The sequence below is a fragment of the Streptomyces sp. NBC_00306 genome (genome assembly GCF_036169555.1).
Classification (GTDB): Bacteria; Actinomycetota; Actinomycetes; order Streptomycetales; family Streptomycetaceae; genus Streptomyces; species Streptomyces achmelvichensis.
This window is the reverse complement of record NZ_CP108032.1, coordinates 3231729-3258542: the sequence shown is the minus strand read 5'-3', so window position 1 is coordinate 3258542 and position 26814 is coordinate 3231729. Positions and strand designations below refer to the sequence as shown.

At 71.7% G+C, this 26814-nt stretch carries 23 protein-coding genes; 18 read left to right on the top strand and 5 right to left on the bottom strand.

All coding sequences use genetic code 11. The annotated features are described in order from the left end of the window. Window positions 1-93 precede the first annotated feature (93 nt). From OHA05_RS14325 to OHA05_RS14300, 6 genes are all read left to right on the top strand, one after another. A complete protein-coding gene (locus tag OHA05_RS14325) occupies window positions 94-1170 on the top strand; it encodes a GNAT family N-acetyltransferase (protein WP_328860775.1) in 1077 nt (358 codons plus the stop codon). Window positions 1171-1201: 31 nt separating this feature from the next. Next, window positions 1202-2527, top strand: coding sequence for a glycosyltransferase (locus OHA05_RS14320; protein WP_328860774.1), 1326 nt, complete (start codon window positions 1202-1204; stop codon window positions 2525-2527). A gap of 17 nt (window positions 2528-2544) precedes the next feature. Then, complete coding sequence (locus OHA05_RS14315) at window positions 2545-3336, top strand: polysaccharide deacetylase family protein (RefSeq protein ID WP_313945938.1); 792 nt, start codon at window positions 2545-2547, stop codon at window positions 3334-3336. A gap of 224 nt (window positions 3337-3560) precedes the next feature. Then, window positions 3561-5489, top strand: coding sequence for a hypothetical protein (locus tag OHA05_RS14310; protein WP_313945939.1), 1929 nt, complete (start codon window positions 3561-3563; stop codon window positions 5487-5489). Continuing rightward, complete coding sequence (locus OHA05_RS14305; RefSeq protein ID WP_313945940.1) at window positions 5486-5887, top strand: hypothetical protein; 402 nt, start codon at window positions 5486-5488, stop codon at window positions 5885-5887. The genes OHA05_RS14310 and OHA05_RS14305 overlap by 4 nt, the downstream gene beginning before the upstream one ends. Before the next feature lie 26 nt (window positions 5888-5913). After that, entirely contained in the window at window positions 5914-6999 is a 1086-nt protein-coding gene (locus tag OHA05_RS14300; protein ID WP_413777845.1) for a glycoside hydrolase family 26 protein, read from the top strand. Here OHA05_RS14300 and OHA05_RS14295 read toward each other — a convergent pair. From OHA05_RS14295 to OHA05_RS14285, 3 genes are all read right to left on the bottom strand, one after another. After that, window positions 6974-9172: a lipopolysaccharide biosynthesis protein gene (locus OHA05_RS14295; RefSeq protein WP_328860773.1), complete on the bottom strand. Its 2199-nt coding sequence runs from the start codon at window positions 9170-9172 to the stop codon at window positions 6974-6976. The genes OHA05_RS14300 and OHA05_RS14295 overlap by 26 nt on opposite strands. Further along, on the bottom strand, window positions 9165-10346 hold the full coding sequence (locus tag OHA05_RS14290) for a DegT/DnrJ/EryC1/StrS family aminotransferase (RefSeq protein ID WP_313948981.1): 1182 nt from the start codon (window positions 10344-10346) through the stop codon (window positions 9165-9167). Before OHA05_RS14290 ends, OHA05_RS14295 begins: the two co-directional genes overlap by 8 nt. A 172-nt stretch (window positions 10347-10518) precedes the next feature. Further along, a complete protein-coding gene (locus OHA05_RS14285) occupies window positions 10519-11412 on the bottom strand; it encodes an RNA polymerase sigma factor SigF (RefSeq protein ID WP_328863391.1) in 894 nt (297 codons plus the stop codon). A 328-nt stretch (window positions 11413-11740) separates the two neighbouring features. Here OHA05_RS14285 and OHA05_RS14280 point away from each other — a divergent pair, with 328 nt between their 5' ends. The 6 genes from OHA05_RS14280 (at window position 11741) to OHA05_RS14255 (ending at window position 16957) form a co-directional block, all read left to right on the top strand. Continuing rightward, window positions 11741-12109, top strand: coding sequence for an STAS domain-containing protein (locus tag OHA05_RS14280; RefSeq protein ID WP_313945943.1), 369 nt, complete (start codon window positions 11741-11743; stop codon window positions 12107-12109). Window positions 12110-12267: 158 nt separating this feature from the next. Beyond that, window positions 12268-12759, top strand: a complete 492-nt coding sequence (locus OHA05_RS14275) for an ATP-binding protein (protein ID WP_313945944.1) — start codon at window positions 12268-12270, stop codon at window positions 12757-12759. A 175-nt stretch (window positions 12760-12934) separates the two neighbouring features. After that, complete coding sequence (locus OHA05_RS14270) at window positions 12935-13636, top strand: peptidase (protein WP_313945945.1); 702 nt, start codon at window positions 12935-12937, stop codon at window positions 13634-13636. 2 nt (window positions 13637-13638) lie between these two features. Further along, window positions 13639-14487, top strand: coding sequence for a COG1470 family protein (locus tag OHA05_RS14265; protein ID WP_328860772.1), 849 nt, complete (start codon window positions 13639-13641; stop codon window positions 14485-14487). Beyond that, complete coding sequence (locus OHA05_RS14260) at window positions 14484-15572, top strand: hypothetical protein (protein WP_328860771.1); 1089 nt, start codon at window positions 14484-14486, stop codon at window positions 15570-15572. The genes OHA05_RS14265 and OHA05_RS14260 overlap by 4 nt, the downstream gene beginning before the upstream one ends. A gap of 14 nt (window positions 15573-15586) precedes the next feature. After that, entirely contained in the window at window positions 15587-16957 is a 1371-nt protein-coding gene (locus tag OHA05_RS14255) for a hypothetical protein (protein WP_328863390.1), read from the top strand. A 69-nt stretch (window positions 16958-17026) separates the two neighbouring features. Here the strand turns inward: OHA05_RS14255 and OHA05_RS14250 are convergent, their stop codons facing one another. Next, a complete protein-coding gene (locus OHA05_RS14250) occupies window positions 17027-18517 on the bottom strand; it encodes an oligopeptide:H+ symporter (RefSeq protein ID WP_328860770.1) in 1491 nt (496 codons plus the stop codon). 461 nt (window positions 18518-18978) lie between these two features. On the opposite strand from OHA05_RS14250, the gene OHA05_RS14245 reads away from it, so the two are divergent. Both OHA05_RS14245 and OHA05_RS14240 read left to right on the top strand, forming a co-directional pair. Further along, a complete protein-coding gene (locus OHA05_RS14245; RefSeq protein WP_313945949.1) occupies window positions 18979-19656 on the top strand; it encodes a response regulator transcription factor in 678 nt (225 codons plus the stop codon). Between the two features lie 624 nt (window positions 19657-20280). Continuing rightward, a complete protein-coding gene (locus OHA05_RS14240; protein ID WP_313945950.1) occupies window positions 20281-21546 on the top strand; it encodes an ATP-binding protein in 1266 nt (421 codons plus the stop codon). 47 nt (window positions 21547-21593) lie between these two features. Here OHA05_RS14240 and OHA05_RS14235 read toward each other — a convergent pair whose 3' ends face one another. Then, on the bottom strand, window positions 21594-22103 hold the full coding sequence (locus OHA05_RS14235) for a GtrA family protein (RefSeq protein WP_313945951.1): 510 nt from the start codon (window positions 22101-22103) through the stop codon (window positions 21594-21596). A 168-nt stretch (window positions 22104-22271) separates the two neighbouring features. Here OHA05_RS14235 and OHA05_RS14230 point away from each other — a divergent pair, with 168 nt between their 5' ends. The 4 genes from OHA05_RS14230 to OHA05_RS14215 all read left to right on the top strand — a co-directional run bounded on the left by OHA05_RS14230 (window position 22272) and on the right by OHA05_RS14215 (window position 26777). Continuing rightward, entirely contained in the window at window positions 22272-23390 is a 1119-nt protein-coding gene (locus OHA05_RS14230) for a 5-(carboxyamino)imidazole ribonucleotide synthase (protein WP_391844843.1), read from the top strand. After that, window positions 23387-23920, top strand: coding sequence for a 5-(carboxyamino)imidazole ribonucleotide mutase (gene purE / locus OHA05_RS14225; RefSeq protein WP_313945953.1), 534 nt, complete (start codon window positions 23387-23389; stop codon window positions 23918-23920). The genes OHA05_RS14230 and purE overlap by 4 nt, the downstream gene beginning before the upstream one ends. 6 nt (window positions 23921-23926) lie before the next feature. Beyond that, complete coding sequence (locus tag OHA05_RS14220; protein ID WP_328860769.1) at window positions 23927-25123, top strand: dipeptidase; 1197 nt, start codon at window positions 23927-23929, stop codon at window positions 25121-25123. A 547-nt stretch (window positions 25124-25670) separates the two neighbouring features. Next, the gene (locus tag OHA05_RS14215; RefSeq protein WP_313945955.1) at window positions 25671-26777 is read left to right on the top strand and encodes a membrane dipeptidase; all 1107 of its coding nucleotides are present in this window, start codon (window positions 25671-25673) and stop codon (window positions 26775-26777) included. Window positions 26778-26814 lie beyond the last annotated feature (37 nt).

The window sequence follows — 26814 nt, the reverse complement described above, 5'->3', positions numbered from 1 at the left end:
GCTCCCCGCAATGGGGGACTGGGCGCATTTCGACCGGTAGCGTCCTGTCCGGGGAAGTTCCAGGGGAACGGCCGGGGGGTCGAGTTGAGCGGTGTGCGCATTCATGTCGTGAAGCCGGAGGAGCTGGGGGAAGGGGAGGCGGAGGCCTGGCGTGAACTGCGTGCCAAGACCGGCATGTCCGCCAACCCCTTCATGGAGCCGGAGTTCACCCTGGCCGTCGGCCGGGTGCGGCCGGGCGCCGCAGTGGCCGTACTGCGCGAGGACGGGGAGCCGGCCGGCTTCTTCCCCCACGAGCGCGGCCCGCTCGGCCACGGCCGGGCGATCGGACTGGGAGTGTCCGACTGCCAGGGCGCGATCCTGCGCCCCGGCCTGGAGATCACGGCCCGCGAGCTGCTGCGGGCCTGCCGGCTGTCCGCCTGGGAGTTCGACAACCTCGAAGCGGGCCAGCGGCTGTTCTCGCCCGGGGCGGTGGAGGAGTTCGCCTCCCCGGTCATCGACGTCGGCACGGGATACGAGGTGTACGAGGAGGAGCTGCGGGCCCGTTCGCCCAAGTTCCTCAAGACCACCCTGGCCAAGGAGCGCAGGCTCGGCCGGCAGGCGGGCGAGGTGCGCTTCGTCTTCGACGAGCGTGATCCGGCCGCGCTGCGCCGGCTCATGGAATGGAAGTCCGCGCAGTACCGCAGGACGGGCCGCCGCGACCGGTTCGCCAAGGACTGGATCAGCACCCTGGTGCGCGACCTCCACGGGAGACGCACGCCCGGCTGCTCCGGAGTGCTCTCCGTGCTCTACGCCGCGGACCGGCCGGTCGCCGCGCACTTCGGTCTGCGGTCGAGGACGGTGCTGTCCTGCTGGTTCCCGGCGTACGACCCGGAGTTCGCCAAGTACTCACCGGGACTGATCCTGCATCTGCGGATGGCCGAGTCGGCGGCGGCGGAGGGCATCGGGATGCTCGACCTCGGCCGCGGCGACGCGGAGTACAAGGACGCGCTGCGCACCTGCGAACTGCTCGTCCAGGAAGGCTCGTCCGTCCGCCCGGGACCGCGAGCCGCGCTGTACCGCATCAGCCGCGAGCCCGGCCGGCGCGCCCACAGCTTCGTCCGCAGCAGGCCCAGGCTCGCCGGATACGGCCGGTCGGCGCTGAACCGGCTGGCCCGGCTGCGCGGCCACTGACAGCGGGAGCACTCGGAAGCAAGGAAGAACGATGGACACCCACGTACCGCAGTTGCCGCCGATCCAGGTCACCGAACTGGACCTGGACGGCCCCGAGGGCGCCGTGCTGAGCTTCGGCCCCGCCCTGGACGCGGCGGAGCCCGCAGCCGAAGGGGACGTCTACGCCCTGGTCCGGCTGCGCGGCCGCCCGGTCGCCACGATCGTCTGCCATGTCCCGCCGGGCGAGGACCCCGCGACCACGGTGGCGGCGGCCGCTCGTGCGCACCTGAAGGGGGCCCGCCCGGCCCGGGACGACCTCACCGCGGGCCCCGGCGGGGACGACCGCACCGCGGGCCCGGCGGACGGTCCGCCACCGCGGGTCAGCGTCGTCATCGCGACCCGCGAGCGCGCCGATCAGCTCGCCCGCGCGCTCGACTCGCTGCTCGCGCAGGACCACCCCGACTTCGAGATCGTCGTCGTCGACAACGCGCCCGTCACCGGCGCCACCCAGGACCTCGTCGAGCACAAGTACGCCGACCGCGTCCGCTACGCCCGCGAGGCCGTACCCGGTCTCGCGATCGCCCACAACCGCGGTGTCGCGGTCGCCGATGGCGAGGTCATCGCCTTCACCGACGACGACGTCGTCGCCGACCGGCGGTGGCTCTCCACCCTGACCGCGCCCTTCGCGGCCGACCCCGGCCTCGGCTGCACGACGGGCCTGATCCTGCCCGCGAAACTCGGCACCCCCGCGCAGATCCTGCTGGAGAGCCACGGCGGCTTCGCCAAGGGCTTCGCGCCCCGGACCTACGACCCGGCCGACCCGCCCGCGGACGAACCGCTGTTCCCGTTCACCGCGGGCAGCTTCGGCTCCGGCGCCAACATGGCCTTCCGGGCGTCGGCGCTGCGCGCGATCGGCGGCTTCGACCCGGCGACCGGCACCGGCACCCCCGCCCGGGGAGGCGACGACCTCTACGCCTTCGTGAGCGTCCTCGCCGCCGGCCACCGGCTGCGCTACACCCCCGAGGCCCTGGTCTGGCACCACCACCGGGAGACCTGGCGGGACCTGACGAACCAGGCGTACGGCTACGGGGCCGGCCTCACCGCGTATCTCACCGCCCTGCTGGTGCGGCGCCCCGCGCTGCTGCCCGTCCTGCTGCGGAAGCTGCCCCGGGGTCTCGCCCACGCCCGCACCATCACCGCGCACCGCGACTCCGGCGGCGCCGTCGTGCCGGGGGCGCACGGCGCCCAGGACCACCCCTGGCCGCGCCATCTCTCGCGGCTGGAGCGCCGCGGCATGCTGGCGGGTCCCCTCGGCTACGCCAGGGCGCGCCGCCGGGTCCGCGGCGTACCGCTGCCGTGGGACCGCGACAACCGATGAAAGGCGGTGGCGCGACGATGCCACGCATTCCCGTACTGCTGTACCACGCCGTCATGGACGATCCGCCGGACTGGATCGCGGAGTTCACCGTCACCCCGAAGGACTTCGAGGCGCAGCTCGACGCCGTCGTGGCGAGCGGCCGCACCCCGGTCACGATCGGGACGCTCGTGCGCGCTCTCGCGGGTGACGGGCCGCTGCCCGACCGGCCCGTCGTCCTCACCTTCGACGACGGCTTCGCCGATCTGCCGGGCCCGACCGCCGAGGCACTCGCCGCCCGGTCACTGCCCTCCACCGCGTACCTCACCACCGGGGCCATCACCCCGGGCCGGCACTCGCTGCTGCCGCCGGCGCCGATGATGACGCTCGCGCAGGTGCCGCTGCTGGTGCGGCACGGCATGGAGGTGGGCGCCCACACGGTCACCCACCCGCAGCTGGACACGCTGTCGCGGTCACAGCTGCGGCGCGAACTGCGCGAGCCCCGACGGGTGCTGGAGGACGTGCTCGGCCATGAGGTGACCCATCTCGCCTATCCGCACGGCTACAACAGCCGGGCGGTGCGCCGGGCCGCGCTGCGCGAGGGCTACGCCTCGGCGGTGGCCGTCCGGCACGCGCTGAGTTCGGAGACCGACGAGGCCTACCGCATCTCCCGGCTGATCCTGCGCCGGACGCACACCACGGCCGATGTCGAGGAGTGGATGGAGGGCCGCGGCGCACCGGTCGCGCCGTTCCCCGACTCGTTCAAAACGGTCGGCTGGCGGCTCTACCGCCGTGCCCGCGCGACGGTCAGGGGGCCGGTCTTCGCGGGGTAGCCGCGGACGCGTCCACGGCCCGGCGCCCGGCACGCGGCGGACGCGTCCACGGCCGGGCGCCCGGCACGCGGCGGCGCGGTTCGCGGACCGGCGGCAGAAGCGGCGGACAAGAATCCGGGAGAGCCACGCAAACGCGAAATCTCTTTCTATACTTCGCCGATAGGGACAAGCGGCGTGACGGCCGCGACCACATTCGTGGGGGGAGTCGCACTGTGCGCCTACGCATGCCTGCACCGCTCACAGGGCGCAGCGTGCCGTCGCCCGCCCTGGAGACGGCAGAGGGGCCGCCGCCCGCCGACGCGGCCCGGACCACCACCAGGACACCCCCGGACCTGCTCCGGCCGGATCTCCTGCTCACCTGGCTGCCGTTGCTGACCGGCGTCTGTCTGTGGCTGTTCGCGCTGCCGCGCATCGGGTTCCGCACGATGGGCGACTACGGTCTGCTGGACCGGCTGCCCCTTGCCTTCCATCTGTCGCTGCTGGTGCTGACCTGCGGCTTCCTGTTCAGTCTGCGCCGGGCGGGAACCGCACCGTGGTGGCCCGCGGCCTACTGCGTCGCACTGCTCTTCGCGCTCAAGGCGGCGCCCGCCCTGCTGTACGACTCGGTGCGCTACCCCTGGGCGTCCAAGCACGACGCGGTCATCAACCAGCTGCTGGCGAACGGTGAACTGCGGCCGGGCGCCGCCCTGTCCGGCAACATGTCGGCGTACGACCAGTGGCCGGGCTTCTTCTCCCTCAACGCCGCCCTGGTGCGGGTCTTCGGGGTGGAGAGCGCGGCCGCCTATCTCAACTGGGCGCCGATCGTGCTCGGCCTGCTGGTCATGCCGGTCCTGATCCTGATCTACCGCACCTTCACCGAGGACTGGCGCCTGGTGTGGACAGCCGTCTGGATCTTCCAGGTGGCCAACTGGGTCGGGCAGGACTATCTGGCCCCGCAGGGCTTCGCGTTCCTGCTGCATCTGACCGTGCTGGCCGTGGTGCTGCGCCACTTCGTGCGCCCGGGATCGGCGGGCAGGCTGCGCGACCGCACCTGTCTGGATCCGGTGGCGGCCCCGGTGCCGCCCCCCACCGGCGTACGCCAGCGGGCCGTCTGCATCGCGATCCTCGCCCCGCTCATCGTCGCCATCAACGCCTCCCACCAGCTCACACCGGTGATGCTGTGCGCCTCGCTGCTCGCCCTCACGCTCACCCGCCGCTACCGCAACTGGGGGCTCCTGGCCGTCGCCGGACTGCTCATGCTGGCCTGGGACCTGACGATGGGGCGGCCGCTGTTCCTGGAGACCCTGCGCACCCTGCGTGACTCGCTCGGCGAGCTGATGCAGAACTCCCGCGCGGGCTACGCCGGTGAGCTCACCGGGCCGGGGCCGGAGCTGGCGGGACTCGCCAATGTGCTGATGGTGCTGGCGGTCGCCGCGCTCGCGGGCATCGCGGTGCTGACGCGGCGCAAGCTGACCCGCAGCGCACTGCCGCTGCTGCTCGTGTCGGCCGCTCCCGTGCCGCTGTTCGCCGTCAACGACTACGGCGGCGAAATGCTGTTCCGCGTCTACCTCTTCGGGCTCCCGGGAGCGGCCTTCTTCGCGGCCGCCGCGCTCGTCCCGCCCGTCGCCGGCCTGCGCAGACCGGCCACGCGGGTCCATCTGATCCGCCGCCGGGTCACGGCGGTGGCGCTCCCGGTGGTGCTGGTGGCGCTGGTCGTGGGATTCCTGCCGTCGTACTACGGCAAGGAGAGGATGTACTACACGCCGCCCGCCGAGACGGCGATGGTCACCCGTGCCATCGACCGGGCTCCCAAGGGCGCGTTGCTGCTCGCCACCACCGGCTCGTTCCCGCAGGCGCTGCACCGCTACGACCAGGTGGAGCACTGGTTCTTCGCCGAGCAGGAACTCCCGGAGAACGAGAAGATGCTGAAGGATCCGGCGGGCTATCTGGCCGCGGGCATCCCCCGCGGTACCGAAGCCTTCGTCCTGCTCACCCGGACGCAGGACATCTACAGCGCCGGCGAGGGACTGCTCCCGGCCGGCGGCTTCGCCACGCTGCGTTCGCGCCTGGAGGCATCACCGTTGTTCAGGGTCGTGGAGGAGCATCCGTACGGAGTCGTACTGGAATACCGGCCGCAAGGCCCTGGGACAGGAAGCGGGGGGACCGTCCGATGAAGGTGGAAGAGCACCGGCTCAGAGTGGCGGTGGCCCTCTCGGGCTGGGTGGCCCTCGCGGCGACGGCGCTGCCCGGCGGTTCGCCGCTGCGCTGGGTCCCGGCGCTGCTCTTCGTCTGCTTCGGGCCGGGCTTCGCCGTGCTCCATCCGCAGCCCGCCCGGCTGCGGTCGGGCGCCCGGCTGGAGGCGTTCGCGCTGGCGGCCCCGATCAGCCTGTCGCTGGGTGTGCTGACCGCCACCTCGCTGTTCCTGGTGGAGGCGTTCTCGGCCACGGCGTTCATGGTGTCGCTCGCCGCGTTCGCGACCGTGGTCGCCGCGCTGCCCGGGCTGCCACTGCCCGCCGCCACCCAGGGAGCGGCCGAGCGAGTGAAACGCAAGCCCGCGACGGGGGACCGGTGAAGGGGCGCGCCGTGCCCCGCGGGCAGATGTACACCGCCGCCGCCCTGATGGTCGTGGCGCTGCTCGTCGCCGGGATCGCCGTCTGGGGCGGGGGCGCCGGCACGACGTCCGGGAAGGGCGGGGATCTGCCCGCCGATGCGGCGTCCGGCCCGTCCCCGACGGGGAGCTGCGCACCGGACGAGCGGCTGGTCCCGGGGTGCGGTGCCTGGTGGGGCGCCTACATTCCGTACGACGAGGACGGCTCTCTCGCCGAACCGGTCCTCGCGTTCGAGAAGAAGATCGGCCGCAAGCTGGACCTCGTCTACACGTACCACGACATGTCCGGGAACAAGGTCGACGGCGAACTGCTCACCGAGGACGAGCAGCGGCTCGGCAAGGAGCGCATGCTCATGCTGGCCTGGGAGTCCACGGTGTGGACCGAGCGCCATCACGAGGACTACACGGAGACCCAGCTCGGCTGGAAGAACATCGCCTCCGGCAAGCACGACAAGGAGATCATCGACCCGCAGATCCGCCGTCTCAAGGCGTACGGGAAGAAGGTGCTGTTCTCCTTCGACCAGGAGGTCGACGCGCGCATCAAGGAGGGCGCGGGCACGCCCGCCGAGTACGTCGCCGCCTACCGGCACCTCTACCAGCGCTTCCAGGAGCTGGGCGCGGACAACGTCGTCTGGGTGTGGACGGTCTCCGGGTATCTGGGCAGCGCCGACGTGATGAAGCAGCTCTATCCGGGCGACGCCTACGTCGACTGGATCGGCATGGACCAGTACAACTACTTCGGCTGCCACGACACCACCGACTGGAAGACCTTCGAGGACAGCCAACGGCCCACCTACGACTGGCTGCTGGAGAACATCTCCGCGAAGAAGCCCCTGATGATGGCGGAGTTCGCCACCGCGCCCGACCTGGCCGACGCCGACCGGCAGCGCGGCTGGTACACCGAGATCCCCGAGGTCATCCGGACGATGCCGCGGGTGAAGGCGATGGTCCACTGGAACCGGCCGACGTCCGAGGAGCGCAAGTGCGACCTCACGGTCAACGAGGGACCGGCGCTCGCTGGTTACCGCGAGGCCGGCCTCGACAGCTGGTTCAGACAGCCGGTCCCGACCCGCTGACCGCCCGTCGCCGCAGGGCCGCCCACAGGGCCGTGGCCGCGTAGAGCCCCGCGAAAGCCGCGAACACCGGCTGCGCCGCCCCGGCCACGGCGTCCTGTGCCGCCCACCCGGCGACGGCCAGCAGCCACACCACGACCGCGATGACCCGTCCGTCCGCGCCCGCCGTGCGCAGCGCCGCCGCGGCGAGCCCGAGGCACAGCAGCTGGACGACGACGGGCAGCGTGGTCAGCACACCGGCGGCACTGCCCAGTCCGGCCGCCTCCGCGAGGAAGTCCGCGTACGCCCCGAACCACGAGCCGGCCGCCGGCTCCGGCCGGATGCCCAGCAGCAGGGGCGCGGTGTGCAGCGCGGCGACCGTCACCACGAGGACTGTGCCCGTCAGTACCGGGCGTGGCCGCTGGAGAGCGACGGCGGCGACGTACACCACGACCAGCAGAATGCCCGCGGTGAGGGTGACCGGGGGCAGCGCTTCGAGCAGTTCGCCGTCGTGCAGATGGCGCCGGCCCAGGTCCTCGGCGCGGGCCAGCGGCACCCAGAAGAGACCGGCGGCCATCCCGAGCCACAGCCACAGCCACTGGGTGAGCCGGTCTTCAGCCCCGTCGGCGGCGGGCGGCCGTTCGTCCGCGGGCTCGGGGACGTACACGGGGAAGCCGAACGCGGGCGTCGCCGTGTCGTGTCCGCTCGACACATAGGTCGGGCGGGCGCCGTACTCCCGCTCCTCCAGGGCGGCGCGCTCACGGCGCTCGGCGGCCCTGCGGGCCCACTCGGTCCCGTACTCCTGCTGCTCCGTGCCGCGCCGGGTGCGCAGCAGCCGGGCGAACCGGGAGGGCTTCGGGTCGCTGCCCGTCAGCGCGGCACGCAGCCCCGGAGCCGACACCACGGCCATCAGCGTCATCGACAGCAGCATCGCCCAGCCGGCGCCGGCGATGCCGACGGGCGTCAGCAGCACGGCCGCGCTGCCCAGTACGAGGGCGCACATCATGCCCTGGAGGACCGCGAGCACGCCCGTGCGTCCCTGGACGCGCAGCACGCCGATGTAGAGCTCGACCGCCACGCGCGGGAGCGCGGCGGCAGCGAGGAGGCGCAGGACCGTCGTGCCGTGGCTTGCGTACTCCTCACCGAAGGGGGCGAGGATCTGCGGGGCGAAGACCACCAGGAAGATCACGACCGGCACGAGCAGCACGGTCATCCGCCGCAGCGCGCCGCGGACGCCCGCCGCGAGGGTCTCGGGGCTGTGCGAGGCGTGCGCCGTCAGCGAGGAGGCCATGTTGATGGCCATGAACTCCATCGTGCCGCCGACGGTGTACGCAATGTAGAAGAAGCCGTTGTGCGTGGCGTCGAAGCGGACGGCGACCATCACCGGCAGCAGGTTGATCATCGCCAGCGAGAACAGCGACCCCACCGAGTCACCGGCCAGGAACCGACCGATCTCCCTCGCCTTCGGCGGCTCGCGGTCACGGTCGGCCGCGGCCTGCCGGGGGATGAGCCGGCGGAAGATCAGCCAGGCCAGCGGCAGGACGGACAGGGCGATGGCCGCGCCCCAGGAGACGAAGATGCCCAGCACGGGCAGTGTCGTCGCGAACACGGCGAGCAGCAGCAGCTTGCCGATGGAGAACACGGCGTTGCCCACGGGTACCCAGAAGGCCCTGCGCAGCCCGGTGAGCACCCCGTCCTGAAGCGTCAGCAGCGCCCAGCCGACACACGCGGCCACGAAGAAGATCCCGGGTCCGAGGCCGCCGAGCGGCGCGTACGACGGCCCCCACAGGTCGAGGGTGAGCAGGAAGACGACCGAGGCCACGCACACCACGAGCGAGCTGAGCGCATAGGCCCGCCACACCAGCGGTCCGGTGGCGCGCCCGGCCCGGGGGACGTAGCGCACCACCGCGCCGATCATCGTGGTCGCCGTGATGGACGCCAGCAGGCGCATCGCGGCGATGGCCGCGGAGCCCTGGCCGACGGCCTCCTCGGTGTAGTAGCGCGCCGAGACCAGCCAGAAACCGAGGCCGAGGGCCGCGGAGACACCGGTGGAGAGCATCAGCGCGTAGGCGTTGCGGAACATCGAGTCGCCGCTGGCGGCGTCCGCCGGCGCGGCGTCCGTCCGGTCCGTCTCCGGGGCTTCGGGAACGGCGGACCCCTGGAGCTGCGGCTTCCGCAGTCGGGTGGTGTCAGACACCGGTCCCGCCCTGCATGGCGGGCTGTGCCGCCACGATGCGGGCCGGCGGCGCAACGGGACGGCTGCCCCGTTTGTTGAGGACCTCCAGCACCGCGTCGGCCCGCAGGGGATCGACGGGCAGCGCGTGGCGCGCGAACCAGGCAGCGCCCTGCGGCATGGGCGACGGGTCGGTGAAGTGCGGCCCCGCGTAGGTGTCGAGCGGCGGGTCGTAGAGGTAGCCGACGGTGATCCGGCGCCGGGCCAGCGCGGCGACGGCGGCATCACGGTCCTCGACGAGCAGCGGCACCCGGAACAGCGGCTGGACGGGCCCGGGGCGCGGCAGCGCCCAGCGGGAGGCGGACAGGGTGCGGACGCCGGCCCGGTACGCGTCGAGCAGCCCGTCGAGGCGGCTCAGCAGCCGCCGGGTGCGGCGCAGCCGCAGCGGGCCGGGGGCGAGCCGGTAGTCGTGCATGTCCACGCGTATCCAGGAGGTGAAGTCCGCGAGCGCGGGTGCGGCGGTCAGCGCCTGCTCCAGTTCGCCGGGCCGCAGTGCCATCCGTATGCCCTCACGCTCCTCCCGCCCGGTCAGCCGCAGGGTGGCGCGGGCCGCCCCGACGAGCCGGAGCCCCCGCACGGCGGCCTCGGCGTAGGGTCTCAGCCCGTAGGCCAGCTCCGCCACCGATCCCGCCGGTTCCATCAGCTCGTCGCGGGCCCGCTCCAGTGCGGACCGCCGGGACGGATCGGCGATCGCGAGGAATCCGCCGGTCCTGGCGCCGGTGTGCTTGGAGAGGCTGAAGACGGAGGCCTCGCCGAAGGTCCCGACCGGCTGCCCGCCGACCACGCTGCCGATGGCGTGCGCCGCGTCCTCCACCAGGGGGATGCCCAGCCGGTCGCAGTGCTCACGCAGTCCGGGAGCCTCGTCGGGATTGCCGTACAGATTGGTGGTGAGCACCGCGGACAGCCCCTGCCACACGGCATCGGGCACGGCCGCGACGTCGATCGAGCCGTCCTCGGCGCGCAGGGGTGCCTGCACCGGCCGCAGACCGGCCGCGAGCACCACGAAGAAGATCACGTCGTCGTTGACGGGTGACATCAGCACCCGGCCGCCGGGCCGGCACCAGTGGCGCAGCGCCAGATAGAGCCCGAGACGGCATGACGGTACATACAGACATTCCCTGCCCAGACGCCGGCGCATCAGTTCTTCCAGTGGTGCGTACGCCGCAGGACAGCCCTCCCCAAGAGCCATGTTGTCCCCCCCATTTACCCCGCGCTCAATGTGGACCAATCAGGATGGCCCCGTCAATAACGGGGAAGGGCCCATTCCTTGAGGAATGGGCCCTTCACAGGTCGTTTCGGCGGGTGCGCCCTCACTCCTCGAGAGTCAGGCCCTTCCGGAGCTTGACCAGGGTGCGGGAGAGCAGCCGGGACACATGCATCTGCGAGATTCCGAGCTCCTCGCCGATCTCCGACTGCGTCATGTTGGCGACGAAACGGAGGGAGAGGATTTTACGGTCCCGTGGGGGAAGGCTTGCGATCATCGGCTTCAGCGACTCGACGTACTCGATGCCTTCGAGTCCGTGGTCCTCATAGCCGATGCGGTCCGCGAGCGCCCCCTCGGAGTCGTCCTCCTCGGGCTGGGCGTCCAGCGAGCTCGCGGTGTACGCGTTGCTCGCGGCCATGCCCTCGACGACCTCGTCCCGCCCGATGCCGAGCGCGGTGGCGAGTTCGTCGATCGTCGGCGCGCGGTCCAGGCGCTGGGAGAGTTCGTCGCCCGCCTTGGCGAGGTCGAGACGCAACTCCTGGAGCCGGCGCGGTACCCGCACCGACCAGCTGGTGTCACGGAAGAAGCGCTTGATCTCGCCGACGATGGTCGGCATGGCGAAGGTGGGGAACTCCACGCCTCTGCTGAGCTCGAAGCGGTCGATCGCCTTGATCAGGCCGATGGTGCCGACCTGGATGATGTCCTCCATCAGCTCGCTGCGGGAGCGGAACCGGGAGGCGGCGAACTTGACGAGCGCCAGGTTCAGTTCGACGAGCGTGTTGCGTACGTACGCGTGCTCGTGGGTGCCTTCTTCGAGGCCTTCGAGGCGCCCGAAGAGCGTCTTGGACAGCGCTCGTGCGTCCAGCGGGCCCACTTGGTCGAAGGGCGGGATCTCGGGGAGATCCTCCAGGCCTTCGAGGGGCCGGGACGAGTCGCCGGTCGTTTCGGGAAGTGTCGACGGCGCGGTGGGGGTACGCGAAGCGTCGAGCCGGGGTGACATGGTCTCCTCCATCGTTCTCGGCGTATGGCCGCCGAAGCCCATACATGCGCTGCGGTGTGCGGCGCCTCCAAAGCCGGTCGTGGGTCGTTGTGTCTGTACTAGGCCTACCCGCTCCCCAGGGGCAGTTGCAAGTACCAATTATTCCGTATGTCGGATTTGCCAGGGAGTTCCGGTGGCTCCGTGGCGTAAGGAAGGCGTAGTCTTCCGCCGAGGTCGCGCCGTCGCCCGACGGCGCGATGATGCTGGGTGCAGTACGACGTGCGGAGTGGCAGTGCACGGCGGGCGCCCAGTGATGACACGGTGAACGACACGGCGAAGAGGGACGGGCATGGACCGCGGGACGGTCGGCAGCGCGAATCGGGGCCGGCTTCAGGTCGAGGTTCGGACCGAGGGCCGAAGTGAGGTAGTCAAACCGGCGGGTGAGTTGGATCACCACACCGCCGATTTGCTGCGCACTCCCCTGGAGGAGGCGCTCGCCCGAGGACGCTCACGACTGGTCATCGACTGTTCGGAGCTGGAGTTCTGCGACTCCACGGGCCTCAATGTCCTGCTGGCCGCGAGGCTGCAGGCGGACGCGGCCGGGGGTGGCGTCCACTTGGCGGGCCTGCTGCCGGTGGTGGCGAGGGTCCTGGAAATCACCGGCGCCGAGGCGGTCTTCACCGTCCACGAGTCGCTCGACGCGGCTCTCGCCGACTGAGACGCAGACCCCTGTCGTCCGTGTCGGACAATCCGCTGTCGGCGTAGTACGTGTTGTCACGAGTCGGCAGGGCAGGAGAACCCCGCAGACCGTCGGCCACTCGGCACTCTGCGTATGGAAGCACTAGCGAAATGGTGAATCGGTGAGGTGAAGCGCTGATGAGCACCACCCGGCAGCAGCCGCCGGGCGACCTCGGCCCCGAGCCCGAAGGCGCCACCGGCTCTGCCTCCGCGGTTCCCGGCGCCCCGGTGCGCACTCTTGCCCTGGGCTCGGCCAGCGGGATCGTTCCCCTCGCCCGTGATTTCACGCGTCAGGCACTGTACGACTGGGGCTGGCTCCCCGCGGCCACGGCCGACCGGCGGGCCGCCGCCGAGGACGTCCTCCTCGTCGTCTCCGAACTGGTCACCAACGCCTGCCTGCACGCCGACGGCCCGGAGCAGCTGAGGGTCGCCAGCGACGGCAAGGTACTGCGCCTCGAAGTCACCGACCGCGGGGGCGGCCAGCCCGCGCCCCGTACCCCTCACCGCGCCGGACGGCCCGGCGGCCACGGCATGTTCATCGTCCAGCGGCTCTGTCTGGACTGGGGGGTCGTCCGGACACCGGAATCGGCCGGCAAGACCGTGTGGGCGGAGCTCGCGGCGCCGTCCTAGGGGCGGCGCCCTCCCGGTTCGCCCGGGTGTACCGGCACGTTTTTGAATCTCTTGTGGAGCACGTCAATACGGCGTGCTCTTTGTCTTCCCTCCCCAAGGTCCCAGGCGTACCTTGAGCGCCCGATCTGATGTGTCGTCAGTAACGTGTGGCGACTTCCGGCCGAGGGGACTTGAGGTGAGGTACCAGAAACGGACGGCACTCGCGCTGGCGGCTGCGGTGGCGGGACCGGTGGTGCTCATGGCCGCCCCCGCCGCACACGCCACCGTCGTGGACGTCGACTACCAGTGCCAGACGCCGATCGGCCCCAAGGGCGCGGTCTCGCCGATCGACATCAAGGCGGTGAAGAGCGGCGGCGGCTACCGGCTGACCATGTCCTTCCAGAAGGGCGTCTCCTCCAGCCCCGTGGAACTGGGCAAGGGCGCGATGAACCCGAGCGCGCTCATCAAGGTGGGCGGGGCGGGCGAGGGGTCGGTCCCGGTGTCCGGCGCGTCCAACGCGGCGGCCATCCCCGCCAACACCCCCATCAAGATCAGTGACTTGTCGGGCACGTACACCCCGAAGAAGAGCGGGAAGGTCACCTTCACCGCCGGGGTGCTGACGATCAAGGCGCTGGGTACGACGACGACCTGTACGCCGAAGAACAATCCGCGGCCCTCCCTCGAACTGGACGTCACGGCGGCCGGCGGCGGCTCGGGATCGACGGGCGGCTCCGGGTCGAACTCGCAGGCCACACCGTCCGGCGGCGACGAACTGCCGAGGACCGGCCCGCTGGACTCCGCGACGGCGCTCGGCACGCTCGGCGGGACGGTGCTGCTGTCCGGGGCGGCCGGCGTGCTGTGGCTGACCCGGCGCGGTGGCCGGCGGACCGCGGGCTGACCGTGACGGCACGGCTCCTCGCCGCTCTCGCCGCGCTGCTGGCCGGGCTGTTGACGCCCGTCACGGCGGTGGCGGCGGACGGCCCGGCCTGGACGGCGACGCCCGGGCCGGGCGGGGACCGGCCGTACATCTACGCCGAGGGCGCACCCGGCGCCGTGCTCGAGGACACGCTGGCCGTGACCAACCCGGGCACGAAACCGCTCACCGTACGGCTCCGGGCGGACGGGCAGGGCGGCCGGATCGTGCTCGCCGCACCCTCCGTGACGGTCCCGCCGCGCACCCGCGCGGAGGTCCCTCTCTCCCTCACGGTCCCGCCGGATGCCGTGCCGGGTGACCACCGTGCCGCCGTCACGGCGTCGTCGGGCGGCCGTGAGTCGCGCGTACGGATCCATCTCCGCGTCAGCGGGCCGCTGCTGGCGGCCCTCACCGTCGAGGACGTCTCGGTCGCGGGCGGCACCATCCGCTACACCCTGGTGAACCGGGGCAACACCGTCCTCTCACCGCGCGTCACGATCACGGCGGACGGCCTCTTCGGCGAGGTGCTGCGCCGCACACCGGAGGGCCTGCCCGCCGAACTCCTGCCCGCCCGGCGCATCACGCTCACCGAGAACTGGCGGGACCGCCCGGCGCTGGACGCGGTGGAGGTCCGCGTACGGGCCACGGCCGCGGGTGCGCCCGCGGCGGAGGCGACGACGTCGGTGCGGTTCGTGCCCTGGGCCTGGTGCGCGTCCGCCCTCGCCCTCGGCGCGGCGGCGGCCGCGCTGTGGCTGCGCCGCCGTCGCGGTCGTCCCCCTGCCCCCGAGTGCGAACGGGCCACCACAGAGCGGCAGTTGGCGAGGTCAGGAGCATGATGATGGATGTAGCCGGCCGCCCGCGCGGAACAGCGAGCAGGGCCCTGGCGCTGCTGCTCGCCCTGGTCCCCCTGCTCCTGCTCCTGCCGGCGCCCACGGCCTCCGCCGCCGACCCCGGCCCCGGCGTGGCGGTCTCCCGGCAGCAGGCCGGCAAGGGCGGCGACATCACCGTGAGCGGCACGGGCTGGCGGCCCGGAGCCCTCCTCATGCTGCTGATCTGCGGACAGGCCACCCCCGCCAGAGGCGTGATCGGCGGCACCAACGCCTGCGCCAATGCCGACGGCCGCGCCGTCACCACCGACTCCAAGGGCGTGTTCAGCAAGAAGATGCCGGTCGCCGAACCGCCCAAGCCCTGTCCGTGCGTGGTGCACGTCGCCACGGTCACCGGTGAACAGACCGCGGTGGACGCCGTGTTCACCGTCGCCGGACACCCCACCGCGCCCCTGCCCAGCGAGACGACCGGCGGCAGGCTCGCCGTGCTCGCCGCGACCCGGCTCGAAGGCGACTCCGGCGTTCTCGTCTTCTTCGGTGCCCCGCCCTCCCGCCGGCTCGAGTTCACCGTCGGCAACCTCGGCTCGGCGCCGGTGAAGGACCCGGTGTTCCAGGTCGGCACCTCGCACGGTGTGTTCGCGCCGCAGTGGGAGGAACAGCAGTGGCGCGGCACCATCGAGCCCGGCCGGAAGGTGCAGGTCGAACTGCCCGTTCAACTGGCTGCCGGAGCACACGGCGACTACGAGATCTCCGTGAAGTACGGCACGAAGGTCATCGTCGCGCAGCCGTGGGGAGTGGGCCGTCCCTGGGGCGTGACGCTCTTCTGGGTCCTGCTGGCCGTCGTCGTCCCCGCCGCCGTGTTCCGTATCGGCATGGCGGTCGTCGACCGGCTCCGCCCGCGGGGCGGGGGCCGGCACCGCACCGCCGACCTCACCGTCCGGCTGCCGGCCCTGCGGCTTCCCGGCACCAGGTCCCGCGGCGGGACGCCCCCGGCCCCCACGGCGGCCGGCACCACGACCACCACGGCACTGCCGTGGTTCACAGCTGACTCCGCACCGTCAGAGAACCGACCCACGACGAAGGGACATTCGTGAGCACGCAACGGAGGATGAGCGCGGCGGGAGTCGCGCTGATGCTCGGCGGCGCGGGGATCCTGCTGGCCGCGAGCCCCGCTCAGGCAGCCGAGGTCTCGTACGCGACCGAGTGCATACCACCGCCGATCTCCGGCCTGCCGCCGGTTCAGGGCACCACGAAGGTGCAGATCACGGCGCCCGCCGAGGCCAAGGTCGGGGACGAGGTCGAGGTGGTGTGGAAGACGGTCGAGGCCGCGTCCAAGAACCCGGACGTCCTCGACCTGGAGAAGGACACGGTCAAGCCGACCGGCACGATCACGATCGGTGGCGCGGCCTCGGGCGAGCTGAAGATGGAGGGACCGCGCCAGAACCCGCCCATCCCCAAGAACAGCCCGATGGTGCTGCCGGACATGAAGGCCAAGCTGAAGCTGGAGAAGGCGGGCGACATCACGCTGACGCCGGGGGCGTACAACATCAACGTCTCCAAGCCGCTGTCGACGGACACGAAGTGCTCGCCGAAGGCGGCCGTCCAGCCCGGTGCCACGATCAAGGTGACGGAGGGCGGCGGCTCGACGACCGGAGGGACGACCACCTCGGGCGGCACGACGAACGGTGGGACGACCACGACCGGCGGGACGACGACGTCCGGTGGGACGACGAGCGGCGGTACGACGTCCGGCGGCACCACCTCTGGTGGGACGACGTCCGGTGGGACGACCTCCGGCGGGACCACGGGCGGCGGCGGTGGCCAGACCGACTTCGAGGGCAAGGAGATCAGCGTCGCCTACGCCTGCAAGACGCCCATCGGCGACAAGAACGCCGTCTCCCCGGTGCAGATCAACGCCAAGAAGAACGGCGGCAGTTACGACCTGACGGTCAAGTTCTCCAAGTCCGTCATGGACAGCCCCGCCGACATCCCGGCGAACTCGGTCAAGCCGTCCATGGAGGTCAAGCTCGGCGGCGCCGACAAGGGCACCGTGCATGTCGAGGGCCCGTTGAACAAGGACCCCATCAAGTCCGGGGAGCCCATGACGATCCCCGACATGACGGGCACGTACAAGCCGGGCGCCACCGGCAAGGCGACGCTCGCTCCCGGTGTCTTCACGGTGAAGGCGCTCGGTACGACGACGACCTGCACCCCGCCCGGCAATGTCGCGTTCTCCCTGGAACTCGACACCGCGGCCCAGCCGGGCGGCGCGTCCGGCGGCACGTCCTCGGGCGGCGCCGCATCCGGCGGAGCGGGCAGCGCGGGAGGCGCGGGCACCAGCGGAGGCCTGGCCCAGACGGGCGCCGAGGACAACGGCGCCCTGCGCGCCCTGGCCCTGGTCGCGGGCACGGTGATCCTGCTGGGCGGCGCGGTGTTCACCTTCACGCCGTGGCGGAGGCTGCGGGGTCTCTCCCGCTGAGGGGCTGTTACGCGAGAAGGGCCGCCGCACCGGATCGGTGCGGCGGCCCTTCTCGGCCAGGGGCAGGGGTCAGCGGACGTCGCCCATGAGTTCCTTGACCTTCTTGCGGTACATCCACACCGCGACACCGGCGACCACGGCGAGCGTGGCCTCCAGGCCGACGATGCCCATCTTGTCGAGGTTCACCCCGGCGATGGAGAGCAGACCGGTCGTGGCGTCACCGGCGGTGACGGCCAGGAACCAGACACCCATCATCTGGGAGGCGTACTTCACGGGCGCCATCTTCGTGGTGACCGAGAGGCCGACCGGCGAGACCAGGAGCTCACCGACGGTCTGCACGAAGTAGATGGCGACGAGCCACATCGCGGCCGCCTTGTGACCGCCCTCGGCGATCGACAGCGGGGCGAGGAAGAGGAAGAACGAGGCGCCGACCAGGACGAGACCGGACGCGAACTTCACGATCGTGCTCGGCTCCTTGCCGCGGCGGTTCAGCGCGATCCACAGCCAGGCGAAGACCGGCGCGAGCGCCATGATCATGACCGGGTTGACCGACTGGTACCACGAGACCGGGAACTCCCAGCCGAACACGGTGTTCTTCGCGGACTCGTCGGCGAACAGCGACAGGGTCGAACCACCCTGGTCGTAGATCATCCAGAAGATGGCGGCGGCGACGAAGAACCAGATGTACGCCGTCATCTTCGACTGCTCGACGCGGTCGAGCGACTTGTCGCGCTTGATGCGGGCGATGACCCACACCGGGATGATCAGACCGGCGACGGTGAGCGGGACCAGCAGCCAGTTCAGGGTGTAGACACCGGAGAAGCCCACGATGCCGTAGAAGACCACGGCGACGGCCAGCCAGAGCAGGCCCTTGCGCAGCGTGGACGTCTTCTCCTCGGCGGTCATCGGCGTAGGGACGATGTCGGAGCGCGAGCTGAGGTGGCGGCTGCCGAGCAGGAACTGGGCCAGACCCAGACCCATGCCGAGCGCGGCGAGCGCGAAGCCGAGGTGCCAGTTGACGCTCTCACCGACGGTGCCGATGATCAGCGGGGCCGCGAAGGCGCCCAGGTTGATCCCGACGTAGAAGATCGTGAAGCCACCGTCACGGCGCGGGTCCTCCGGGCCGTTGTAGAGGTGGCCGACCATCGTGGAGATGTTGGCCTTCAGCAGACCGGAACCGATCGCGACCAGACCGAGGCCGGCGAAGAAGGTGCCCGACGTCGGCAGCGCCAGCGTGAGGTGACCCAGCATGATGATCGCGCCGGCGACGGCGACGGTCTTGCGGGGGCCGAGGACACGGTCGGCGAACCAGCCACCCGGGAGGGCGAGCAGGTACACGAGCGAGAGGTAGACCGAGTAGATCGCGGTCGCGGTGGCCGCACTCATGTGCAGACCGCCCGGTGCCACCAGGTACAGCGGGAGCAGAGCCCTCATGCCGTAGTAGGAGAAACGCTCCCACATCTCGGTCATGAAGAGAGTGGCCAGTCCGCGGGGGTGGCCGAAGAAGGTCTTCTCGTCCCCAGAAATGCTGGCCGAGTCCTTCGTCAGGCTGGACGCCATGGTCGATCCTTGCTTGCTCGGGACGCGACTGCCTCGTGAGCGGTTACGCGCCCGGTGGGGGGCGGCCGGCACCGGCAGCAAGCCGCTCCACCCCCACGCCCGAGGGGTTCGCTCCGTGTCGTGACGGAGGCGGGGACGGTCCGCACCGGGATCCACGCCCCTGGCGCAACGTCGCGTCCGGGGCCCGGCCCACAGGTCATTCACTGCGCTCGGGGCCGAAGGGCTCAGCGCAGAAAAGAGACCCTTGGCCGGCAGGCCAAAGGGTCCCCGTGCAGTACAACAGGCGTCTCGCCACCATACGACACGACACAGTGGCATATGGAAGGACTTGAGAGATGGATCACAGGTTTTACTGGAACCGTCCACCCTGAATCGAAGGTCGCAACCATGATTGCATCCCAGTCCCGCAGGGTGGTTGGAAGACGCACCGATGTGCACGTCACGCGGACTACCATCACCACATGACGCGTGTACTGCTCGCCGAGGACGACGCATCCATCTCGGAACCGCTGGCCCGCGCCCTGCGCCGCGAGGGGTACGAGGTCGAGGTGCGCGAGGACGGTCCGGCAGCGCTGGACGCCGGTCTGGCGGGCGGTGTCGACCTTGTCGTTCTCGACCTCGGCCTGCCCGGCATGGACGGCCTGGAGGTCGCCAGAAGGCTCCGCTCGGAGGGCCACACCGTGCCGATCCTGGTCCTGACGGCACGCGCGGACGAGGTGGACACGGTGGTGGGCCTGGACGCCGGCGCGGACGACTACGTGACGAAGCCGTTCCGCCTCGCGGAGCTGCTCGCCCGGGTACGGGCGCTGCTGCGGCGCGGCGCGACGGAGCCCGCCCCGGCGCCCGCGACGCACGGGGTGCGGATCGACGTCGAGTCGCACCGTGCGTGGATGGGCGACGAGGAACTCCAGCTGACGGCCAAGGAGTTCGACCTGCTGCGCGTCCTGGTCCGCGACGCGGGCCGGGTGGTCACCCGCGACCAGCTGATGCGGGAGGTCTGGGACACGACCTGGTGGTCGTCCACGAAGACGCTGGACATGCACATCTCCTGGCTCCGCAAGAAACTCGGCGACGACGCGGCGAACCCGAGGTACATCGCGACGGTGCGGGGTGTGGGTTTCCGCTTCGAGAAGAGCTGACGGGACGGTCGGCGCGGAGCCCAGGGGCCGGCCGGGGCGCCTGTGCCGGCGGAGCACCGGGCGCCTGGCGGGGGAGCGCCGGTACGAGGCGAGGCGAGCGGTCGCGTTCGGCGCGCTCAGTCCTTGGGCTCGGTGGGTGGCGCCCGCGGACAGCGGAGTGAGGAGCCCCCCGTGCGGCCGGAGGCGGCCAGGGCCTCGATGGCGAACGGCACCGCTGGGCAGGGGCGGCCATCCGACGGTGGAGCATCAGCCCCCGGCGAGAGCACCAGCACCCGGCGGAGTGCCCGGGGCCCGGTGCTCGACACGGAACGACCGCTGCCTGCGAAGAGCCCTCGCGCTCGACAGGGAAGGCGGGCCCTGGCCGGGAGCACCAACCCTCGGTGGGGAACGGCGGCGTCCGACGCCGGAGCACCGACCTCGGCGGGAAACGTCCGCGCCCGGCCCCCGGAGCACCGACCTCGGCGGGGAACGGCCGCACCCGGCCCCGGGAACACCGACCTCGGCGAGAGCCACCGCCCCGTGGGGAACGCCCCCACTCCCATCGACAAGACGTGCCCCGCCGAGAACACCCCCCGCACGCCATAGGCTCGGTGTCGGCACCATCCACCCCGCCCGGAGGGCATCTTGCGTCGACGGCTCATCAATTCCACGCTCGCCGTGGTCCTCGTCGTCATCGCCGTCTTCGGCGTGTCCCTCGTCCTCGTCGAGACCCGCACCATCAGCAACAGCGCCCAGGAGAGCGTCGACTCCGAGGCCGTGCGGCTCGTCAGCATCGTCGACAGCCGGCTCATCGGCGGTGAGCCCGTCAATCCCGGCATCCTCGCCGACCAGAGCGGTGCCCAGCGCTACGCCCTGATCGAGATCCCCGGGCGGCCGTCCATCGAGATCGGTGAGCGGCCCGAGGGCAGTGTCATCCGCGGGGTCGCCCAGGGGGAGCGCGGTGAGACCGTCACCGTCGAGGAGCCCCGTTCCTCCGTGACCCGCGAGGTCGGACGCACCCTCATGATTATCGGGGCCGTCGCGCTGCTCGCCGTCATCGCCGCGATCCTGCTCGCCGTACGGCAGGCGAACCGTCTCGCCTCGCCGCTCACCGACCTCGCCGAGACCGCCGAACGCCTCGGCTCCGGTGACCCGCGCCCCCGTCACAAGCGGTACGGCGTTCCCGAGCTCGACCGGGTCGCCGACGTCCTGGACGCCAGCGCCGAGCGCATCGCGCGGATGCTCACCGCGGAGCGCCGGCTCGCCGCGGACGCCTCGCACCAGCTCCGTACGCCGCTGACAGCCCTGTCCATGCGGCTGGAGGAGATCTCGGAGACCGACGACCCGGCGACCGCGAAGGAGGAGGCGAGCGTCGCGCTCGCCCAGGTGGAGCGGCTCACCGATGTCGTGGAGCGGCTGCTCACGAACTCCCGCGACCCCCGTATCGGCTCCGCGATCGTCTTCGACCTCGACGAGATCGTGAAGCAGCAGATCGAGGAGTGGCGGCCGGCCTACCGCAGCGCGGGGCGCGCGGTGGTCTGCTCGGGGAAGACGGGGATGCGCGCGGTCGGCACCCCGGGCGCCGTCGCTCAGGTCCTCGCCGCGCTCATCGAGAACTCCCTGATGCACGGTGGCGGGACCGTGGCCCTGCGCACCCGTGTCACCGGCAACCAGGCGGTCATCGAGGTCACCGACGAGGGGCCGGGCGTGCCGGCCGACCTCGGCGCGCGGATCTTCGAGCGGACCATCAGCGGCCGCAACTCCACCGGCATCGGACTGGCCGTGGCGCGGGACCTCGCGGAGGCGGACGGCGGGCGGCTGGAGCTGTTGCAGCAGCATCCGCCGGTCTTCGCGCTCTTCCTCAGCCGGGTGGCGCGCAAGCCCAAGGACGACCCGCCGACTGTCAGATAGCCGGCACCGGCCCGTTCAGCTGACGCGGCCCCCGGCCGGAAACGGGCTCAGCGGCCGACCCGGTCCGGCTCCGCCGCGGGCTGTCCCAGGAACGATTCCGCGGTCTGTACGGCCTCGCGCGCCGGCAGCGCCCGGAAGACCCAGGTGCGGTAGGACCAGAAGCGGAACAGCGTCGCGACGCCGATGCCCAGGAACTTGAAGATGTTGCTCTGCAGCGGGCTGTCCCAGCCGAAGCCGTACGTCGCGGTGTAGAGAACGCCGTTCTCGATGACCAGGCCGACCAGGCTGAACAGCAGGAAGAGCGTGAGCTCCTTGGTCCGGCCCGACTTGTCGCGGTCCCGGTAGGTGAAGTACCGGAAGCCCACGTAGTTGAACGCGATGGCGATCACGGTGGCGAGGACGGACGCCCGGACCACGGGGAGCTCGGTGGTGTGCCGCACCAGGTTGAAGACGGCGAGATTGACGAGCAGCCCCGCGCCGCCCACCGCGCCGAACTTCGCGATCTCCCGCATGAGCTGATCGAGCCGCCCGCGTAGCGCTCCGCCTCGTTCACTCATAGTGAGAGTCCAGCCCATCAGATCGACAGCGTCATCCCCGTCATGCTAACCAGCCGCCTCCCCGGTTGCCCGGGCACATCGACAATCGTGTGGCGAGGCTGTGACACGGGCGGCGGGGCCCCGCGGAGCGGCGGATACCCTAGGAGAGTGACGTTCCCGGTAGTCGGCATGGTCGGCGGCGGTCAGCTCGCCCGTATGACCCACGAGGCAGGCATCCCCCTCGGCATCCGTTTCAAGCTCCTCAGTGACACCCCGCAGGACTCCGCGGCCCAGGTGGTCAGCGATGTCGTCATCGGCGACCATCGCGACCTGGACACGCTGCGTGAGTTCGCCCGCGGGTGCGATGTGATCACCTTCGATCACGAGCACGTCCCCATCGAGCACCTGCGCGCGCTGGAGGCGGACGGCATCCCCGTCCGGCCCGGCCCCGACGCGCTCGTGCACGCGCAGGACAAGGGCGTGATGCGCGCCAGACTCATGGAGCTCGGCGCGCCCTGCCCGCGCCACCGCATCGTGACCGACCCCGCCGACGTGTCCGCGTTCGCCGAGGAGGTCGGGGGCTTCCCCGTCATCCTGAAGACCGTGCGCGGCGGCTACGACGGCAAGGGCGTCTGGTTCGTCCGGACGGAGGCGGACGCCGCCGACCCGTTCCGCGCGGGTGTGCCGGTCCTCGCCGAGGAGAAGGTCGACTTCGTCCGCGAGCTCGCTGCCAACATCGTGCGCTCCCCGCACGGCCAGGCCGTCGCCTACCCCGTCGTCGAGTCGCAGCAGGTCGACGGCGTCTGCGACACCGTCATCGCGCCCGCCCCGGGCATCGACGAGGAGCTGGCCGGGCAGGCCCAGCAGCTCGCCCTGCGGATCGCGGGGGAGCTCGGCGTCGTCGGGCATCTGGCGGTCGAGCTGTTCGAGACGGCCGACGGCCGCATCCTCGTCAACGAGCTGGCCATGCGTCCGCACAACAGCGGCCACTGGACCCAGGACGGCGCCGTCACCTCCCAGTTCGCCAACCATGTGCGGGCCGTCCTCGACCTGCCGCTCGGCGACCCCCGCCCCCGCGCGCCCTGGACCGTGATGTGCAATGTCCTCGGCGGCGACTACCCGGACATGTACCAGGCGTATCTGCACTGCATGGCCCGGGACCCGCAGCTGAAGATCCATATGTATGGCAAGGACGTCAAGCCCGGCCGCAAGGTGGGGCACGTCAACACCTACGGCAACGATCTGGACGACGTGCTGGAGCGCGCCCGTCACGCGGCCGGCTATCTCAAGGGAACGATCGTCGAATGAGCAGCATGACCGGTCCTGCCGTTGGCATCGTCATGGGGTCCGACTCCGACTGGCCCGTGATGGAGGCGGCCGCGCAGGCCCTCGACGAGTTCGAGATCCGCTACGAGGTCGACGTCGTCTCCGCACACCGCATGCCGCGCGAGATGATCGCGTACGGCGAGAAGGCCGACTCCCGCGGCCTGAAGGTGATCATCGCGGGCGCGGGCGGTGCGGCCCATCTGCCCGGCATGCTCGCCTCCGTCAGCCCGCTGCCGGTCATCGGTGTGCCCGTCCCGCTGAAGTACCTCGACGGCATGGACTCGCTGCTGTCCATCGTGCAGATGCCGGCGGGTGTGCCGGTGGCCACGGTCTCGGTGGGCGGCGCGCGCAACGCCGGTCTGCTGGCCGCGCGCATCCTCGCCGTGCAGGACCCCGAACTGCTCTCCCGGATGCGGGAGTTCCAGCAGGAGCTGAACGACCAGGCCACCGACAAGGGCAAGCGCCTGCGCGCCAAGGTCGCAGGTGCGGACTCCTTCGGCTTCGGGAAGTAAGTGTTCATGACATCCCGCACGGATCACCTCGCCCGGGCGCGCGAGCTGCTCGCCGCCCACCCCGTCGTCGACGGTCACAACGACCTGCCCTGGGCGTTGCGCGAAAACGTCCGCTACGACCTGGACAAGCTCGACATCGCCGGTGACCAGACCGGCAGGCTGCACACCGACATCCCGCGGCTGCGGGCCGGCGGGGTCGGCGCCCAGTTCTGGTCCGTGTACGTCCGCTCCGACATGTCCGGCGAGGACGCCGTCAGCGCGACGCTGGAGCAGATCGACGGCGTGCAGCAGCTGCTGAGCCGCTACCCCGCGGACCTGGCGCCCGCGCTGACCGCGGGCGACATGGAGAAGGCCCGCGGCGAGGGCCGCATCGCCTCGCTGATGGGGGCCGAGGGCGGCCACTCCATCAACAACTCCCTGGCGACGCTGCGCGCGCTGCACACGCTCGGCGTGCGCTACATGACGCTCACCCACAACGACAACACCGCCTGGGCGGACTCGGCGACGGACGAGCCCGGCGTCGGCGGCCTCTCCGCCTTCGGGCGCGAGGTGGTCCGCGAGATGAACCGCGCCGGGATGCTGGTCGACCTCTCGCACGTCGCCGCCTCGACCATGCGGGACGCGCTCGACACCTCGGTCGCCCCGGTCCTCTTCTCGCACTCGTCGGCCCGGGCGGTCTGCGACCACGTCCGCAACATCCCGGACGACGTGCTGGAGCGGCTCGCGGACAACGGCGGCGTGGCGATGGCCACGTTCGTACCGAAGTTCATCCTGCCCGCCGCCGGCGACTGGACCCGGGCCGCGGACGAGAACCTGCGGGCGCACGGCTTCCACCACCTCGACACCACACCCGAGGCGATGAAGCTGCACCAGGCCTTCGAGGAGGCGAACCCGCGGCCCGCCGCCACCGCGTCCACGGTCGCCGACCATCTCGACCACATGCGGGAGACCGCGGGCGTCGACCACATCGGCATCGGCGGCGACTTCGACGGGACGGCGTTCACACCGGCCGGGCTCGACGACGTCGCCGGCTATCCGAACCTCGTCGCGGAACTGCTCCGGCGTAACTGGTCCGAGGCCGACCTCGCGAAGCTCACCTGGCAGAACGCCGTGCGCGTCCTGGCGGACGCGGAGGCGGTGGCACGGGACGAGCAGGCCCGGCGCGGACCGTCCAACGCGACGATCGACGAGCTCGACGGCTAGAGCCGGTCGTCCGGCTCGCACCGGGGTCGCGTGCCCCGGCCCGCACCTCCTGTGGCCCCGTAGCCCTTCGCGGGGCACGGGAGGTGCCCCCACCCGTAGTACCGCGGGCGGGGGAGAAGCCCGCACCTCTTCGGGTAGGGGTGTCCGCACCCGCTCCCCTTCAGGAACGGGAGGCACCCCCCAGCCCTTCGGCCCGGGGGCACCCCCACTCGCACCCCTTCGAGTGCGGGAGGTGTCCGCACCAGCTCCCGTGCCGCCCAGCGACCTGGCGCGCGGGCGGTGCCCCCACCGCGGCGGCTCGGTCCGCCGCCTGGCGATCGCACGCATCAGGCCCTCCCGCCACGCACTGCGGGCCCGGGAGATTCCCACTCACACGTGGCCTGTGTCCCGCCGAGGGGCCGCCGTGAGGGCGAGCCCTTCGACAGCGCCCCCGGAGGGTACGGGCACCCCGCCGCCCCGTACCCCCGAACGCTCCGTCCGCCGCGACCCCTCGCCGCTCCCGTGCCACGGTGGCCGTACGGCCCGCCGTCGGAGCACGGAGCAGCACATGGCAGATCTTCAGGACGACCCCCAGACCGGCTCGGTCGCGGTCGGCGACGTCGACCACGTCCGCGACTCCGCGCCGGCGGCCGGCCCTGCCCCCGCGGAGCCCGACGGGCCCGACGCCCCGGCAGACGGTGGCCCGGGACCTCTGGAGCGCGCCCGCGAACTGCTCGCGCGGTATCCCGTCGTCGACGGCTCCAACGGACTCGCGCACGCCCTGAGGGAGATGGCGCACTACGACCTGGAGGAAGGCGAGAGCCTTCTGGAGACGGACATCCCGCGGCTGCGCGACGGGGGAGTGGGCGCGCTGTTCTGGTCGCTTCTGACGCCGCCCGGGCTCGCCGGGGACCGTGCGCTGGCCACGACCCTGGAACACATCGACCTCATCCGTTCCGTGGTGGAGGCCCACCCCGAGGCCCTGCGACCGGCGCGGAGCGCCGACGAACTCGCCCACGCCCGCAACTGCGGCCGTATCGCCGGTCTGCTCGGCCCGGTCTCGGGCCCGGCGCTCGCCGACTCGCTGAGCACCCTGCGCGCGTACCACGCGCTCGGCGTCCGCAGCGCGGCCCTCGCGGGCACCCGCTGGACCCAGCGCGACGGCCTGACGCCCTTCGGCCACGAAGTCGTACGGGAGATGAACCGTCTCGGGATGCTGGTGGACCTCTCCGGCTGCACCCCCGCGACGATGCACCGGACCCTTGCGGTCACCCGGGCCCCGGCGGTCATCTCGCAGCACCCGGCGCGCGTCCCCGACGACGTGCTGCGGCAGCTGCGCGCCAACGGAGGCGTGTGCATGGCGGTCTGCACGGCCGCCTCGCTCCGTGAGACGGCTGATCTGCTGGACCACATCCGCGACCTGGCGGGCCCCCGGTCGATTGCCCTCACCGGTGCCTACGACACGGGGGCCGCCCACGCTCCCGGCCTCGGGGACGTCTCGTGCTATCCCCGCCTGATCGCCGAACTGCTCGAACGCGGCTGGCCGGAGGCCGACATCGAGTTGCTCACATGGTCGAACGTGCACCGGGTGCTGCGGGACGCGGAGTTCGTCGCTCGGGCGACGCAGGCGAGGCGGCCGGCGTCGACGGCGAGACTGACGACGCTGGACGCGTAAGAGGTCTCGCTCCCCGGCTCCTGCTTCTTCCGCCCCC

Excerpts from the sequence above, each read along its gene's own strand:
- OHA05_RS14285 (WP_328863391.1), bottom strand. The coding sequence starts at position 11,412 with ATGTCACCCCGGCTCGACGCTTCGCGTACCCCCACCGCGCCGTCGACA.
- OHA05_RS14255 (WP_328863390.1), top strand. The coding sequence starts at position 15,587 with ATGAGCGCGGCGGGAGTCGCGCTGATGCTCGGCGGCGCGGGGATCCTG.
- OHA05_RS14320 (WP_328860774.1), top strand. The coding sequence starts at position 1,202 with ATGGACACCCACGTACCGCAGTTGCCGCCGATCCAGGTCACCGAACTG.
- OHA05_RS14280 (WP_313945943.1), top strand. The coding sequence starts at position 11,741 with ATGGACCGCGGGACGGTCGGCAGCGCGAATCGGGGCCGGCTTCAGGTC.
- OHA05_RS14305 (WP_313945940.1), top strand. The coding sequence starts at position 5,486 with ATGAAGGTGGAAGAGCACCGGCTCAGAGTGGCGGTGGCCCTCTCGGGC.
- OHA05_RS14220 (WP_328860769.1), top strand. The coding sequence starts at position 23,927 with ATGACATCCCGCACGGATCACCTCGCCCGGGCGCGCGAGCTGCTCGCC.
- OHA05_RS14215 (WP_313945955.1), top strand. The coding sequence starts at position 25,671 with ATGGCAGATCTTCAGGACGACCCCCAGACCGGCTCGGTCGCGGTCGGC.
- purE (WP_313945953.1), top strand. The coding sequence starts at position 23,387 with ATGAGCAGCATGACCGGTCCTGCCGTTGGCATCGTCATGGGGTCCGAC.
- OHA05_RS14300 (WP_413777845.1), top strand. The coding sequence starts at position 5,914 with ATGTACACCGCCGCCGCCCTGATGGTCGTGGCGCTGCTCGTCGCCGGG.
- OHA05_RS14245 (WP_313945949.1), top strand. The coding sequence starts at position 18,979 with ATGACGCGTGTACTGCTCGCCGAGGACGACGCATCCATCTCGGAACCG.
- OHA05_RS14290 (WP_313948981.1), bottom strand. The coding sequence starts at position 10,346 with ATGCGCCGGCGTCTGGGCAGGGAATGTCTGTATGTACCGTCATGCCGT.
- OHA05_RS14250 (WP_328860770.1), bottom strand. The coding sequence starts at position 18,517 with ATGGCGTCCAGCCTGACGAAGGACTCGGCCAGCATTTCTGGGGACGAG.
- OHA05_RS14310 (WP_313945939.1), top strand. The coding sequence starts at position 3,561 with ATGCCTGCACCGCTCACAGGGCGCAGCGTGCCGTCGCCCGCCCTGGAG.
- OHA05_RS14275 (WP_313945944.1), top strand. The coding sequence starts at position 12,268 with ATGAGCACCACCCGGCAGCAGCCGCCGGGCGACCTCGGCCCCGAGCCC.
- OHA05_RS14230 (WP_391844843.1), top strand. The coding sequence starts at position 22,272 with ATGGTCGGCGGCGGTCAGCTCGCCCGTATGACCCACGAGGCAGGCATC.
- OHA05_RS14315 (WP_313945938.1), top strand. The coding sequence starts at position 2,545 with ATGCCACGCATTCCCGTACTGCTGTACCACGCCGTCATGGACGATCCG.
- OHA05_RS14260 (WP_328860771.1), top strand. The coding sequence starts at position 14,484 with ATGATGATGGATGTAGCCGGCCGCCCGCGCGGAACAGCGAGCAGGGCC.
- OHA05_RS14235 (WP_313945951.1), bottom strand. The coding sequence starts at position 22,103 with ATGAGTGAACGAGGCGGAGCGCTACGCGGGCGGCTCGATCAGCTCATG.